This window comes from Undibacterium sp. Ren11W (genome assembly GCF_049340485.1).
GTDB lineage: Bacteria > Pseudomonadota > Gammaproteobacteria > Burkholderiales > Burkholderiaceae_D > Undibacterium.
Window position 1 is genome coordinate 619,869 of sequence record NZ_JBMPPB010000001.1, and the last position, 14,293, is coordinate 634,161.

Sequence of the window (14,293 nt, forward strand, 5' to 3'; positions counted from 1 at the left end):
GATCGTAAGCTAACATCATCGCGATTTGTACCAGATTACAGCATAACGGCCTTTGCAGGGAATTACTTGAGACCAACTAGCCAGCAGCAGAATATCTAGGAATTTCAGGCAAATATGTGGTCAGTTTGCCTCAGGGAGTGTCGCTGTCCGTTACGAAAAATAGACAGCGGCACCGCCAGCACGCACTGTCGATGCGGGTCTTGAGACTAGATGGCCTGTAAGCGAGACGGACTATGCGCGGTGGCGTAGTGTCTTTTGAAATTCTGGAATAAATTCAATTGGATGTTGCTGGAGTTACTTCAGTGCGCTACTTAGGCTTAGCAATTATCCGCCTGACTTTAGAATTATCCCCATACGATTAATTGACGACTAATTTGCGACTAAATTCAATGAAAGTTGCTTGTGATTATCACTCGTTGTATTTTCTTGAATTAAGCTCAGCAATCTATCGATATTTGGATGCTTACCCGGGAAGGCGATTGCATCGTCCGTATGCTCGGCATACAGCTGTAAGCCTTTAGTGGCCGCACTGGTATCGATTGCGCCAAATTGCTGATACAAGGCGTGATACACCCGGACGCTACCGGCTGATCCTGGCTGGTTCTCGATTCTGGCAACCAGTTTGCTGCCGTCAAAAAGTTCAAGCGCTGCAAGATGATCGATAGTCGGAAGCGTGGATAATAGGTCGTTGAATTTCACGGAATGTCCTTAAAAGAATAGAGTGCAAAATGGCGTCGATTATAGGGGAAGGGCGCGGGAAGCGCTCGCTATAGTCGTAAATAGCACTATTTTGGCATCTGTTTATTTTAGGATTAAGTTTGTGTGGCAGCAGATATCTATTTTAGTAAATCAACATCGCGTTGGGAGCAATCAAACTGATGACCTGGAACCAGTTGATATCTACCTCATGGATGACACTTTCGAGTATTTCTGGCTGGCAGTTGGCGAGTAGCCATATGGCTGGATCTATATCCAGCGTTACCGCCGACTCGCCGCTTGCGACGTTGCTCTCCATGTGCAGTGCGATGATGCCAGCAAGATGTACCAATGCCGCTTCGCGTGCGTGATTTGGTGCCTCGCTACAACGGTCTTGATAGCGTACCGGTTCGGTCAGGGCGACTGGTAGTTTCCAGTGCTCGAGCAAGGTAGCGCCAAGGTCGGCCTGAGTGAAACCTAGCAGAGCGTATTCACTTGAGGCACAATTTTCGCCTCGCGCCACTGCCGCAATCACTTGTTTGGCAATCTCAGGTAGTTGGTAATACATGACAAGTTGTCCGACTCGGTGCAGCAACGCGGCGAGAAACACCCGTTCGCGTAGGCGCGGCCCACCGCGACTAGCCAGACTGCCAGCCGCTAAGGCTGCATATACACTACGTTTCCAGAATTTTTCCATATCGATCAGATCGCCAGATAAATTCCCGAAGGCCTGGCCAGCCGAACTTGCGAGTACCAGCGAATGCAGGGGGCCTGTACCTAACACAGCCACCGCCCGCGATATTGTTCCCACTGCTTCGTTTAGTCCAAAGTAGGCGCTGTTCACCAGCCTCAGCACGCGGGCACAGAGGGCAGGATCTATGCTGATGATGTCAACGATCTGTGCACTGGTGGTGTCTGGATCAGACAATAAAACACTTAGTTGCATTGCCGCATCTGGCAAGGCGAATAGGTTTTCTACCTCAGCAATGACGGATTCGGCACTGATTGTCCCTATGGACGCAGGGGGAAGCTGAGTATTTGTATTGTTGACAGGAGTGGTCGGCATATCAGTAACCTTTCGCGGCACAGAGTTCAAACAAATTATTCTAACTTCACTATAGGCCAAAGCCCTGAGATTTTATAGTTTGCAGCAACTTTAGCATAGAGAGATGCTGCTTAGACGAATGATCCTGGAAACGGCGTAGAGCGTTATTGAATATCTATCAATGTTCTATTAGCGGGTTCAAATCCATACTCCCGAGAATAAAACGGGCCGCTATTTATCAATCGCAACCCGTTTGCGTATGCAGTTACTCGTTTAGAAACAATAAGCAATAAGCGAGCAACAATAAGCAGCACGCCAGGCACTGGCTGAGCCCAGAACACAGGGGTGTTGATTTACACAGTTAATTAAATAAATAACAATTCGAGTGCCGCTTGTTAAATTGTCTTAATTTAGTTTTGATATTTTTAGTTTTACAGCGGCAAAGCCATGATGTAATCATCGTAGTCTACGCCACCGACATTAAATTTGCGGGTGCCCACTTGTTGAAACCCCGCGTGCTGATAAAAGCCGATCGCTTCCGAATTTTTGGCATACACCCCCAGCAATAAGCGCGGGGCGTGGCGTTGCTGCGCATAGAGGATTGCCTGCGTCAGCATTTTTTTTCCCAGACCGCCGCCATGGAATTTACTCAATAAATAGATGCGTTTAATTTCAAGGTCGCTTTCGGAGATGTCGGGCAAGGGGAGTTGCGCGGGCGCGACCAGCATATAGCCTATCGGCGCTGCGCCTGGTGCGAGTTCGGTCAGCCACAGCCGATAACGAGGATCGCTTAGCCAGTCCTGGTACTGCGTTACTGCGTGCGCCTGAGCACAGTGTTGGAGAATGTCACGCCCGGCGATAAGGCCGGCGAAGGTTTCCAGAAAAGTCGCTTGCCCTATCAATGCCAGTGCGGCGGCGGCATCCGGGGAGCAGGGGCTTATTTGTATATCCATTTGTTTTCCAATTGAGACCGAAGCTGAACTCTAAGCCCAAAGCCCAAAGCCCAAAGCCCAAAGCCCAAAGCCCAAAGCCGCGGCGAAGCCGATGATGCTTAGTTTTGTGATTGAGGCTTTCTGAGTATATTTTTAAGTAAGCGCTTATCGAGTTTTGCGGCCAGGCCTACGCTGCGCCCGGCCAGATTGACGACTCGGTATTCCAGGGCGGCACCTAAGACTTGGGCACTTTCCGAGAGGCTCAATCCATAGTCTTCGGCTAACCATTGGGCCATGCCGCTGGTGGCGAGTTTTAGCGCATCGTCCAGCGATCCGGCCTGCCCTAACGTCATGATGTGGGTTGGCGACTCCACTCTCGGTAGCGAGATTTCTTTATTCTTGATAAGGCTTACGCTAAATTCGACTGCCATCGAGGTTTCCAGCGCGTACTGGGAGGTTTCGCCATCGCCTTGCAGCGCATGGGCATCACCCAGATACAGTAGCGCACCGGGCTGATTGACGGAGAGGTAAATGGTATTGCCCTCGACTACTTCATTAAAATCCATATTCCCGCCAAACGAACCGGTGTCTCCGCTAGAAATAGGTGGCATTCCGTTACCCGGTGCCACCGCCAAACCACCTAACATTGGTTTGACAGGGACACTAAACGTTTTTAACGCACCTTGTGCATTTTCCGGGCTGGCTAAACCATTTTTAAGATCGAGTTTCCAGCGTATCGGACGGCCTAGTTCGCTCGTCTTGCTGGCCATCCTGGTGCTCTGCGCTTTATGCACGATCATGTCCAGGCTGTCCGCATAGTCACGATTTAAGCGCAAGCTCTTGATATGTATTGCTAACACATCGCCAATATCGGCACCTGCAATGTAAAACGGACCAGTCTGCGGGTTGCCGTATAGAGCAACCGTGTTGCCGTTCTCATCGACACCGCCGGAGTCTATGGTCTTCGTGCGCACGCTATCGCCGGGCCAAATCGTCATGACCGGGGCACGTAAAGGCGAGAATTCATTCGAATACGAACCGGGAGTGTATTGGTGGGTCTGGGGGCTGGCAGTGGGTCGAGCCGGAATTAGTCTGGCCGTAAAGTTATGCTGTATGCGTACGCCTTGGTGATTGCTGTCGGGGAAATCGGCTGTGCCTATCCAGCCTTCTTGGCTGATTTTTGCCCGGTAAGTGTAAGTCGTCTTATCTGCTGCAGTGGCGGTAAAACGATATTCGTCGCCCTTACGGGTTCCTACGAAGGGGTCTCTATCGATACTGCCGCTAATGTCATGGCCTATCTCGTCTAGCTCTACAGTTTGATAAATAGCGTTACCCCACAAATCCAGCGTCATTACGTAGGATTTGTGGATCAGGGCCTGAGTTTGGTCTGGACTTGCTGCATTGGACGTGGCAATAAATACGCTTAGGGCTAAGGCTAGTATCAAATGCATGGGCGTGTCTCTGTGGTAAGACGAGAAAATCTCTCGTAGATAAGCGGACTGCTGACGCCTCAGACATTTAAACGTATTAAAAGTTCATGAAATGAGCAATTATTGATCTGGATTTGTATTTCTGAAAATTCATCTTATTGGCCTCGCTTTGCTTGTATAGTGAGTCCATCAGATCGATGGTTATACTCTGCGAGCAGCAATAATGCGCTGTGGCCATCATGATGAGTTGCATCATGAGTAGCTGCAAAATGCTAATTCACCTTTTACCTCGCAATTCCACTTAGGATAGACCCATGAGCCCAGCAAAAATTCACGCACTATTGGAGTCATTGAAGCTAAGCTGTATCCGTCAATTTCGTTTTAACCCGCGACGTATCGAGGCCGATATGCGCTATAAAGGCACAGAGGGCCTGGGCAACAACTTGGTTCATGTGTTTAAAGATGTGCATAGCCACTCCTTGATAGAACTCAAGGGCAGCATGGCCACGCTGCGTGAACAATATGGCGAGAGTCCGCACTGGAACGAGGACGAGATTAAACGTTACTGCAATACCGATGCGGAAATCGATGCAGAGATCGCGGCCAAACAAGCCGAACTTGAATTCACGCGGTCTAGTGCGCTCTATCAAGACTATCGCGAACAATTGCTCTCGCACTACAAAGATAGCCCGCATTACCAGGAAGGCAGACCGAGCGCACGGGATGCTGCCAAGGCACTGCTGAGTAGCTTGAGCGACGCCCAGGATCCGCGCCTCAGCCTATTTTCTAGCCACATGAAAACCAATGATCTGGATCAGCTATCGCACTTATTGTTGGCACCATGTCACATAGAAAGAGCGGCGTACGCGACTAAGCCTGCATAAATAGCGGCGACAATCCTGCAGCACGCAAGCTACACGTCAAGAGCTCGGTATCGCCAATAACAAGGCGATACCGAGTTTTTTTCAATTTGGAATACGCAATCTGGATGCGGTTGTTGGCGGCATTTCGGGCTGGAGGCCGCGCCGGGTGGGCGGATAGATTTACAGATATGTCTAAAAAACCGAGCTCGGGCGTATCGCGACCTCGATTCTACAATGTGATCCTTGCCATACCGACGCCTTGCTCCGGTTTGCGCTGCATCTCCGTGCAAGGGTTTTGAGATGACCCCTTTGCGATTGCTGAAGTAGGAATGGGCGGATTATTAACACGCCGTGTCAATGAGTAGCTGTCAATTTTCTTTTTTTACATGTAAAAAACATTAGTTTTTTTGAATGATGCTTGCTAGCGGCGACGTTTAGTCGTGGCATAAAATTTGCTCAATCCTCGGTACTGCTGTCGAATCGCAAACATTTGCATATTGACACAGGGTAAATTCCGAAAAACCTAATGAGGTGGTACATCGAAAGGGGAGTGCATCATGTCAACTAAACTAATGCGAGTTTTAGGCCGTGAGCAATGGCGTAGTGGTTTTTATAAAACCTTGATTAGCGTGATCAGTGTTGTATTCGGCGGGCTTAGTCTTTATTCAGCATTGAACCTGCTTGAAGTGCATGCGCAAGGAGTATCTCAAGTAAGTAAAACAAAGTTAGGAGATAGCAAGAGTGACGCTGAGTATTCCTGGCGCTTGTTTGTGCAAGCCGTAAGCCCCAGTGGTAACCCACAAAGACCGCTGGCCTTTGAGACCTGGCAAGAGCAATGCGATTTGCAGCCCGCACTATGTGGCTTGCCAGCAAATTCTGACAGTGCGTCGGTGCTAACGACTAGCGGAGCATCTCCCGCCGAGACAAGTAAAACCAGACCACGTCGTGGTCATGGCAGCGCGCTGGCCCGATCACGCATCAATGCGGGTCACAATGATGTGAACGTTAGCTGTAGCGCTATGAATACAACTGGTTTTCCGCCCATTGCATTTGCGACCAATGTCACGCCTAAAGCGGTGTTTTGTGAAGAGATTTTTGTGAATCAAACAGAAGCGGGTTTCATTTTGGCAAACCGACTCACCACCATTAGCGGTCAGCAGGCTTATGGCAACATCACATTCCCTACGAAATCGATAGAAATTAAAGTCGATTGGGTACCGCAAAGTTCTTTTACGACGCCGTTTTCTTGTGATGATCCTAGTCTTTACATAGAAACCATCGCGTTTGAAGGTCAGCCCAAACAATGCTACGCCATGGTGGGCATGCATATCTCGTCTAAAGTCTTGCCCAATTGGTTGTGGGCGACGTTTGAACCAAATAATTTATTGACCAATCCGAATCGTTGCAATCCCATGCTGTACGGCGAATGTGAGGATACATGGGGCACTACTTCAGCAAAACCCTATGGGCCAGGGGCAACGCCGGCGCAAAGTCCTGAATTAGCCAAGGTGATGAGAGATTTCAAACTGCCAGCTGCTTTCAATAACTATTTTTTAACCGGGGTGCAAACAGAGTTTGTCAAGCAAGGCAAAGCCACTCAACTCGGCAATTCATTTGTGGAATTTAACGCAGGCGTCTCACCGCAACAAGCCTCATGCATCACTTGTCATGCTTATGCCTATGCCGGCATAGAAAAACAATTTATCGGAGGCCCATTGCCTGGCTGGCCCAATATCGGCTACGCCTGCAAACAGGCTGGTGCCACGAAAAACTGTCTACCGACGAAATCTGCCAGCGGAAAACTGAGCAGCGAAGACTTCTCGTGGATGTTGGGGATCATGCCTTGAGCTAGATAGTCTCGATGGCGGTCCTGAAGAAACCAAAATCCGTATTGCTTTTCATTGGAAGCGGTACGGATCCTTTTTATAGAAGTAAGCCCAGCGCGGCTGTTGGCAGCATTTGTGGCTGCAGGCCGCATTCACATTGCGTAAAGCGGTCTGGGAACTTCTAAAACCCCATACAAGAAAATAAGCATGGGCGAGGATAATGCGCGATTCCACGATGGTTCGGTAGGGCGTTCTGCGTACACCGACGGCAGGCCGCAAAGAGCCATGGTTGCTGAAACCCAGTAAAAATAATGTGTTTAGTGATCTGCACTCAGTGCGCCAATGGATCATCTGAATTTTGTTGAATTTAAGGAGATGGCACTGCCGAAATAGCGAGCGCAGCCCATCTCCTGTTTAATCTAAATGTCTGGAGAACCAAATGGACTGCAGACGAATCGAGTGCTACTGATTGTCGTTGGCAAATCTCCCAGTGTTCCCCAATATTTGAGGTGTATTGAGCTTAGCTTGCAACCGGTTTGAAAGTGTAGTTAACTCTACCAAAGCAGGATTTAGCGGCGATCTTGATATGAATTGCTCGCGGCTGGCATGTTTTGCAACAGACGCGTTCTAAGCCACTGAACTAGCCCTATTTTTCTTATATTGCCACAGTTAAGTGTTCGCGCTGTATGCTTTTCGGGCAAGGGCTTGACATATACAGTGAATACTCAGCGCGATGAGGATTAACGCAACACTCAGCAGGAAGCTAATGCGCATGCCGCGCACCAGCGCTTCAGGACCAGCAGTCATGACATTGCTGCTAGCCGCACTGGCCGCGAATACTGTCCCCATCAGCGATGTCCCGGTGATCAGGCCAAGATTGCGTGACAGATTGAGCAGGCCCGATATCAGGCCGCGGTACTCAGCGCGACTATGTGTTATGACGGCAGTGTTGTTGGCGGCCTGAAAGAACGCGTAACCAGCCGTGATGAAGGCTAGCGGAGCAAGGTAAGCTGGCACGCCCAGACTAGTCGGTAACGCCACCATTGCGGCGCAACCGCCGCACATGCTGACGAGTCCTGCGACCATCATGGCCGGTGCGCCAAAACGGTCGACACCGCGTCCGGCTGGCACGCCTGCCAGTGCAGCAACGATTGGACCGCATGACATCGCCATTCCCATAGCACTCGCATCCAGACCCAGCGCGCCGGAAAGGTAGAAGGGCCCAATCACCAGCGTTGCCATCACCACGGTGGTGACCAGGCTGCTCATGACTAAGCCTGCGCTTATGATGGGATCTCGAAATAGTGCTAAACGTATCAAAGGAGATGTCGCTCGCTGTTCTCTCATGATGAACAGTCCCAGACCGATGACGGCAATTGATAGTAGCACCAGGCTAATCGGACCAAAGCTGGCGCGACCCATCGTCATCGCCAGTGCGTAAGCGCTTAGGGTCAGAATCAGTAGTAGTGTTCCCAGATGGTCAAACCCAGTATTACCGGTTTTTAGCCGTGCTTGATCACGCGTTAGGGCTTTATACGCCAGTAGCAAGCTCAGTAGACCCAATGGTAGTTTCACGAAGAAGATAGCGCGCCATCCGAAGCTGGCAATCAGTAGCCCGCCGAGTGAGGGCCCGAGCGCAGTGCCGATCGCCGCCATACTTCCCAGCAGTCCGATCGCGCTGCCGGTTTTTTCTTTGCTTGCGCTATCGGCGACAAGTGCCATGCTAAGTACCATCATGACTGCTGCGCCCACTCCTTGCATCGCGCGCGCACCAATTAACAGCCAGAGTGTGCTTGCAACGCCGCATAAGGCAGAGGCGAGCGTGAACAGGGCTATCCCGGCTAGTAACAGGCGTCGGCGTCCGATCACGTCACTTAGCCGGCCGACGCTGACGATCACGCCTGTGATAGCGAGCAGATAAGCGAGAACTACCCATTGAACCTGCTGGAAGGAAGCATGAAACGCCACAGCTAAACTGGGTAAGCCGACAGTGGCGATACTGGTGCCTAGTGCCGACAGTAGCATAGCCAGCGCGAGACTGAGCATGGCCAAGCGCCCCGATTTAGTGGATGGCGCATGGTTCGCTGTTTCGGCGTATGGCGGTACTGGTTCTGCAAGTTGCGATTTCAAAGGCGGCTCCGGTGTTAAGTCAAATGGGATAGTGCACTGCAGATATCATGCCTTTAGATCTCACATGGCGGAAGGCGCAGCATTTGCACTTTATTCATGCGTTGAACGCTATGTTATCGAAATGAATTTAAAAAGTGGGCTATGATGACAGCATGACTACCCCGGATTTGAACTTGCTAATTACCCTCGATGTGCTGTTGGCAGAAGGCAGTGTGGCGCGCGCAGCGCAGCGCTTGCGACTTAGTCCTTCGGCGATGAGTCGTGCGCTGGCACGTTTGCGTGAGACCACCGGTGACCCGCTGTTGGTCAGGGCGGGGCGCGGTCTGGTTGCTACACCACGCGCGCTGGAATTAAGGGAGCGGGTGGGGCAGTTAGTGCAGGATGCGGAAACGCTGCTACGTCCGGCTCAGGCCCCGAATCTCAAACAGCTGGTGCGAAGCTTTTCAATACGAAGTAGTGAAGGCTTTGTAGAAAATTTTGGTGCCCCCCTGATCGCAAGAGTCGCAGAAGAGGCCCCCGGTGTAAGACTTTGCTTTATGCAGAAAACACGTAAAGAGAGCGGCGCGCTACGCGACGGCAGCGTTGATTTGGAAACCGGCGTGGTCGGCGCGGAGATGGGCCCAGAACTAAGGGTGCAAGCGCTTTTTCGTGACCGGTTTATCGGTGTGGTGCGGCGCGCTCATCCGATCAGCGAGGGCGAGATCACGTCGGAGCGCTATGCCGCTGGCAAGCACATCTGTGTCTCGCGGCGCGGCTTGGCAACCGGGCCGGTGGATGACGCTCTGAGTATGCTCGGTCTGGAGCGAGATATCGCCACAATAGTCGCTGGCTTTTCTGGTGCCTTGGCACTCGCGCGTGCCTCAGATCTGATCGCCACGGTCCCGGCACGCCACAGCGGTACTTTGCGTGCCGGTATGCATAGTTTCGCTTTGCCCTTTACAGCACCGGAATTAACGGTGTCATTAATCTGGCATCCGCGTTTGCAAGCCGATCCTGCACATCGCTGGCTACGCGCCCTAGTCATGGATGTTTGCTCGGTGCCAGACGAACCGCTTGCTTAACCCGCGCGGTTGCTGGTACAGATTTGGAGTTGGTAGCCGCAATCTCTATGCGCCTCGTGGCAGCATTTGTGCCTGCAGACCGCGCCGGTATTGCGCATCACGTTTCGGGAACTTGCCGTTTGCAACGAAGATTGCGGCGCTAGCCAATCCCAGCAATTTCACTACGAACAATGAACACAACCCAGATTAGCGGCTTTTCGTCACAGTGTGCACCAGGCCAAACATGGTCGCGACATAATCCTCCTTGTCATTTTATAGTTAGGGAGTCTCTATGTTCGCTATCGATCGCAACAAAAACGCACTGGTCTTTTTACGTGTTCTCATTGCATGCCTGATCGCTGTTCACGGTTGGCATCGGCTGCTCTATTCAGATCCGGCCGATCTGGGGGGCGCCATCACCGACTTCGGCTTCCCAGCGGGATTGGCGCTGGGCTGGCTGATTTCTTTGTTTGAAGCCTTGGGCGCACCCTTATTTGCGTTTGGCTACTTGGTATTCCCTTTGGGTGTTTTTTATAGCTTTGTGTATGTCATGGCGATTGTTTTTTACCACGCACCACATGGATGGTTCTCCTCTGGCAGCGGGGCGGATGGCTGTGAATATGCGGTACTACTGGTGGGCGCCTTGTTAAGTGTGACGGTGCAGTACGTTCCCGCCTGGTTAGCGATGCGCAAGCTGCTGTTTTGGCAGCGCGCCGAATGATGGTACACGGCAGCATTGTTTTAGCCGAGCAGCAAGCCAGGTTAACCAGCGCTTAAGGCGCATGCCCGCTGCTATACTGCTTGTCTATGGAAACTTCACATAAAAACGCCCACACTTTTTCTAAGATGAATTTGGCGTCATGGAAAAAACTGTCGCATATTTTTGCCTTGAACGTCCTGGCATGGTTAGGCTTTACCGCGATCATGGCACTGACTTCTCTCAATGAAGATTTGCGCGCTGGTCTCTCGCCGGACTACTGGGAGGTGTTCAAGGATTGGGGCGACAGTGCGATGGCTTTGGCCTCACTGAGCGCGGTGATCTACCTATGCCTGTCGCGTTGGCCAGCCGCAGTCAGTAGTGGAAAAAAAATTATTTTAAGTTACGTGCTTTTATTGCTGCTGCTATTGCCTTTGCAGCTCATTTTTGTGCTCCAGTTACTTCTCTCTGAACACGATCAAAGCCTGAGCTGGTCTGCGATGCAGGCCCAGATCATGCTACTGGATCGCTATTCTTCTCTGCTGCGGGTATCCTCAGTGAGCGCAGTATTTTTTGCGGTGGTCATCGTCAAAATTTGGCAGCAGAGTAAGGCGCGCGAACAGGCCTGGCAACAGGAACGCGCTGACAATCTGAGTCTGCGTTTAGCATTGGAGCAGCAAAAACATTTTGCTTTGCGTGCCCAGCTTGAACCGCATTTCATGTTTAACGCACTCAATGCCATCAGTGCCCTGGTGCTAACCGAGAATAAAGAAAACGCCATGAACGGGATACAGGCCCTGAGCGAGTTGTTGCGCTATGCCTTGGCCGCCAGTGAAAAAACCAGTGTCAAACTAGTCGACGAATTCGCGTTTGTGCGCGACTATATCGCGCTACAAAAACTGCGTTATGGTAGTCGCTTACAGATCAGCATTATTGGTATGGATGCCGCAATAGGCGATGTCGATTGTCCTCCTTTGCTGCTGCAACCTCTGGTCGAAAATGCCTTGCGCCACGATTTGGATTGCCATCAAGATGCGAGCGATATACTACTCAGTTTCAGTCGGCAAGATGATGGCCTGCTGATCTGTATCAGCAATCCCCTGCGCAACGCCCAAGGCGAGCCTAGCCCCAACCCGGGTGCCGGATTGGGCTTGCGCAATACTCGGGCGCGTCTGCAGTTGGTGTATGGTTCACTCGCTTGTTTGCGGACCAGCGTCGTCGAGGGCCGTTTTCAGCTAGAGCTGAGTCTGCCTTTGTATATCGAGAGCTAGAACGCGATGAGCAGGGATTGCGTCACTAAGGAGTTAACTATGAAGGATGCTGCAATTCGCGCCATCATCGTCGATGATGAGGAGCCTGGTCGTGTCATGCTGCGCTATGCCTTGTCAGCCCAAAAGAACTGGCTCGTGGCAGGCGAATTTAGCAGTGTTGCAGTCGCCCGCGAATTTTTAAGCACGCAAACGATCGACGTGATTTTTCTTGACATACAAATGCCGAAAGAAAATGGTATCGCCCTGGCGCGTAGTGTAAGCCATCAAGAAAACCCACCACTGATTATCTTTGTTACTGCGTTTAATGCGCATGCGATTGAAGCTTTTGATGTCCATGCCCTAGATTATTTGCTAAAACCGTTTAATACCACGCGTTTTATGCAGGCGCTGAAACGGGCCGACGAAATCATGGTGCAAAGACGCGGTTACGCCAGAGCGTTACGAAGCTATGTTGACAGGGAAGAGCAGGCAGCTAGTTATCTGCAGCAGATAGTGGCCCGGTCGGTCGGTGAGATGAAGTGTATTCCGCTTGCCGATGTTTTGTGGATGGCTAGTGCCAGTAACTATGTCGAGTTGCATTTGGAAGGGCGCGTGGTGTTGCATAGAATGACGCTCAGCGCGTTAGAGCAACTGATTAACCCTCAGCACTTTTTGCGGGTGCACCGCAGCGTATTGGTGCGCATCGATCAGCTCAAGCAAATCAAGGTGCTGGGCGACGGCGTGTATAGCTTGACACTCAAATGCGGCGCGCAAGTGGCGGTCAGCGAACGGCATGTCGAACAGGTACGCGCATACTTTAAGCCCTGATCACTGAGCCAAACCGGCTAGAGCCATGCGCAATCGGAATGCGGTTTGTGGCGGGGTTTTGCTCTGCAAGCCGCACCGGGATTGCGTCTCAGACTGCGAATCGTGGCTAAGTGTGCCCAATATTCCTCGATCCGGGTATCACGCTGATCGATGAATATTGGGGCCAGGTCGTAATCGTAAATTGCTGAGTTTAACTAGATGAAATTTGTTTTTCTCTATCGACTGCCGCCATGAGCAAGCACATGACGCACAAGGCGACGCTGTATTCACAACCACCTTCGCCCCATTCGCCGACAAACCAGCCCTTGCGCGCATGAATGATGATAATCCCGCCAGCACTGATGCCGAAAAAACCGAGTGCAACCCAGCGCGAGAACTTATTGAAAATCAAAAACACGCCACCGACGATTTCTATCGCAGTTGCGATGTACGGTACTGCATGCGCAAATGGCACGCTAAGCTGAGCGAGGAAATCGCCAAAATCGTGAAAATAATGTGGCTCGAAGAAACGCATCACGGCGTGCGCCATAAATAATGCAGCAAGTGTCAGACGGAAAACCAGCAAGCTATGCTGCACACTCAGGTAAGGGAAATTATTCAGGAATTTTTTCATCGCGACTCCAAAAGTAGAGCCGCGATTATGCAAGCGCATACCGCACAGGAGAAAACGCTGTGACGAATCGCCGTCCATGTGTGACGAAGTTCAGCGTCTGGTGACTGGGTGTTGATTTTTGCTAAAGTAGGCGAACTTCACCTGGCCCGCTACAATACGTTTTTTACCTTATCGTTTACGTACTATGAATCCCTATCAAGCCCTGAAGTCAGCTGTTCTCGATGAGGCTGGTCTCAATTGCCATGCGATCTTCGATATTCATGCCTTGCCCGATGCGGCACGCGAAGTCTTGTTTGAGCGCTGTCCGCAGGCACGTGAATATCGACAGCTGATACTGATAGGCCACGCCGGCACCAAATTTTGGACTGCCTTGCAAGTATCGTTGCAGAGCGATTTTAGCCAGATCGACGCGCATCCGGTAGATGATTTTACGGTCGAGAAAGTGCGTGAATTTATGCAGACTGAGGCAGCGGATCAGGCTTACCAGATCGTTTATCCAGGTGCCTACACGATCAGTTTGCAAGAACTCGGAAAGCTCGCCGGTTGGCATCATCCATCACCGTTTATGGTGGGGATCAATGCTGAGTTTGGCCCCTGGTTTGCCTACCGGGCCGTGATTCTCGCCAACAGCAATTTCCCGACTAGTAAGGCGCTCGTTAGCGCTTCGCCTTGTGATAGTTGTAGCGAGCAAGCTTGTATCAGTAATTGTCCTCCGCAAGCCTTAGAAGGCGGCGAGTTTCATTTGCTTAAATGTGTGCAATATCGCCAGCAAGCAGACTCAAAATGCAAAGACACCTGTCTGGCTCGCCTCAGTTGCCCGGTCGGCAGCGAGCATCGTTACAGCGAACAGCAAATGCAGTATCACTATGGACGTTCTATGCAGGTAATTAAGTAAGCTCAATGCGACGGGCGAGTACAAAGGCAATAGATCAATTTGCCTCAC

General features: G+C 51.2%; 13 protein-coding genes. 7 read left to right on the forward strand and 6 right to left on the reverse strand.

Annotated elements, in window-relative coordinates:
- Positions 1 to 369: 369 nt before the first annotated feature.
- The 4 genes from ACO0K8_RS02855 to ACO0K8_RS02870 form a co-directional block, all read right to left on the reverse strand.
- Positions 370 to 699, reverse strand: a complete 330-nt coding sequence (locus tag ACO0K8_RS02855; RefSeq protein WP_422945105.1) for a DUF2322 family protein — start codon at positions 697 to 699, stop codon at positions 370 to 372.
- Positions 700 to 841: 142 nt separating this feature from the next.
- A complete protein-coding gene (locus tag ACO0K8_RS02860; protein WP_422945106.1) occupies positions 842 to 1,762 on the reverse strand; it encodes an HDOD domain-containing protein in 921 nt (306 codons plus the stop codon).
- A gap of 410 nt (positions 1,763 to 2,172) precedes the next feature.
- Positions 2,173 to 2,694 (reverse strand): GNAT family N-acetyltransferase, encoded by a 522-nt coding sequence (locus ACO0K8_RS02865; protein ID WP_422945107.1) that lies wholly within the window; start codon positions 2,692 to 2,694, stop codon positions 2,173 to 2,175.
- A 98-nt stretch (positions 2,695 to 2,792) separates the two neighbouring features.
- On the reverse strand, positions 2,793 to 4,124 hold the full coding sequence (locus ACO0K8_RS02870) for an acetamidase/formamidase family protein (RefSeq protein WP_422945108.1): 1,332 nt from the start codon (positions 4,122 to 4,124) through the stop codon (positions 2,793 to 2,795).
- A 293-nt stretch (positions 4,125 to 4,417) separates the two neighbouring features.
- Between ACO0K8_RS02870 and ACO0K8_RS02875 the strand changes: the two genes are divergently transcribed.
- Both ACO0K8_RS02875 and ACO0K8_RS02880 read left to right on the forward strand, forming a co-directional pair.
- Positions 4,418 to 4,987: a hypothetical protein gene (locus ACO0K8_RS02875; protein WP_422945109.1), complete on the forward strand. Its 570-nt coding sequence runs from the start codon at positions 4,418 to 4,420 to the stop codon at positions 4,985 to 4,987.
- Between the two features lie 536 nt (positions 4,988 to 5,523).
- On the forward strand, positions 5,524 to 6,813 hold the full coding sequence (locus tag ACO0K8_RS02880; protein WP_422945110.1) for a hypothetical protein: 1,290 nt from the start codon (positions 5,524 to 5,526) through the stop codon (positions 6,811 to 6,813).
- 648 nt (positions 6,814 to 7,461) lie between these two features.
- On the opposite strand, the gene ACO0K8_RS02885 is transcribed toward ACO0K8_RS02880, so the two are convergent.
- The gene (locus ACO0K8_RS02885) at positions 7,462 to 8,922 is read right to left on the reverse strand and encodes an MFS transporter (protein WP_422945111.1); all 1,461 of its coding nucleotides are present in this window, start codon (positions 8,920 to 8,922) and stop codon (positions 7,462 to 7,464) included.
- Between the two features lie 152 nt (positions 8,923 to 9,074).
- On the opposite strand from ACO0K8_RS02885, the gene ACO0K8_RS02890 reads away from it, so the two are divergent.
- The 4 genes from ACO0K8_RS02890 (at position 9,075) to ACO0K8_RS02905 (ending at position 12,737) form a co-directional block, all read left to right on the forward strand.
- A complete protein-coding gene (locus ACO0K8_RS02890; protein WP_422945112.1) occupies positions 9,075 to 9,983 on the forward strand; it encodes a LysR family transcriptional regulator in 909 nt (302 codons plus the stop codon).
- Between the two features lie 271 nt (positions 9,984 to 10,254).
- The gene (locus tag ACO0K8_RS02895; RefSeq protein WP_422945113.1) at positions 10,255 to 10,683 is read left to right on the forward strand and encodes a DoxX family protein; all 429 of its coding nucleotides are present in this window, start codon (positions 10,255 to 10,257) and stop codon (positions 10,681 to 10,683) included.
- An 86-nt stretch (positions 10,684 to 10,769) separates the two neighbouring features.
- A complete protein-coding gene (locus tag ACO0K8_RS02900; RefSeq protein WP_422945114.1) occupies positions 10,770 to 11,930 on the forward strand; it encodes a sensor histidine kinase in 1,161 nt (386 codons plus the stop codon).
- Between the two features lie 39 nt (positions 11,931 to 11,969).
- Positions 11,970 to 12,737 (forward strand): LytR/AlgR family response regulator transcription factor, encoded by a 768-nt coding sequence (locus tag ACO0K8_RS02905; protein WP_422945115.1) that lies wholly within the window; start codon positions 11,970 to 11,972, stop codon positions 12,735 to 12,737.
- Positions 12,738 to 12,927: 190 nt separating this feature from the next.
- Here ACO0K8_RS02905 and ACO0K8_RS02910 read toward each other — a convergent pair whose 3' ends face one another.
- The gene (locus tag ACO0K8_RS02910) at positions 12,928 to 13,350 is read right to left on the reverse strand and encodes a DoxX family protein (protein WP_422945116.1); all 423 of its coding nucleotides are present in this window, start codon (positions 13,348 to 13,350) and stop codon (positions 12,928 to 12,930) included.
- Positions 13,351 to 13,534: 184 nt separating this feature from the next.
- On the opposite strand from ACO0K8_RS02910, the gene ACO0K8_RS02915 reads away from it, so the two are divergent.
- On the forward strand, positions 13,535 to 14,245 hold the full coding sequence (locus ACO0K8_RS02915; protein ID WP_422945117.1) for a hypothetical protein: 711 nt from the start codon (positions 13,535 to 13,537) through the stop codon (positions 14,243 to 14,245).
- Positions 14,246 to 14,293 lie beyond the last annotated feature (48 nt).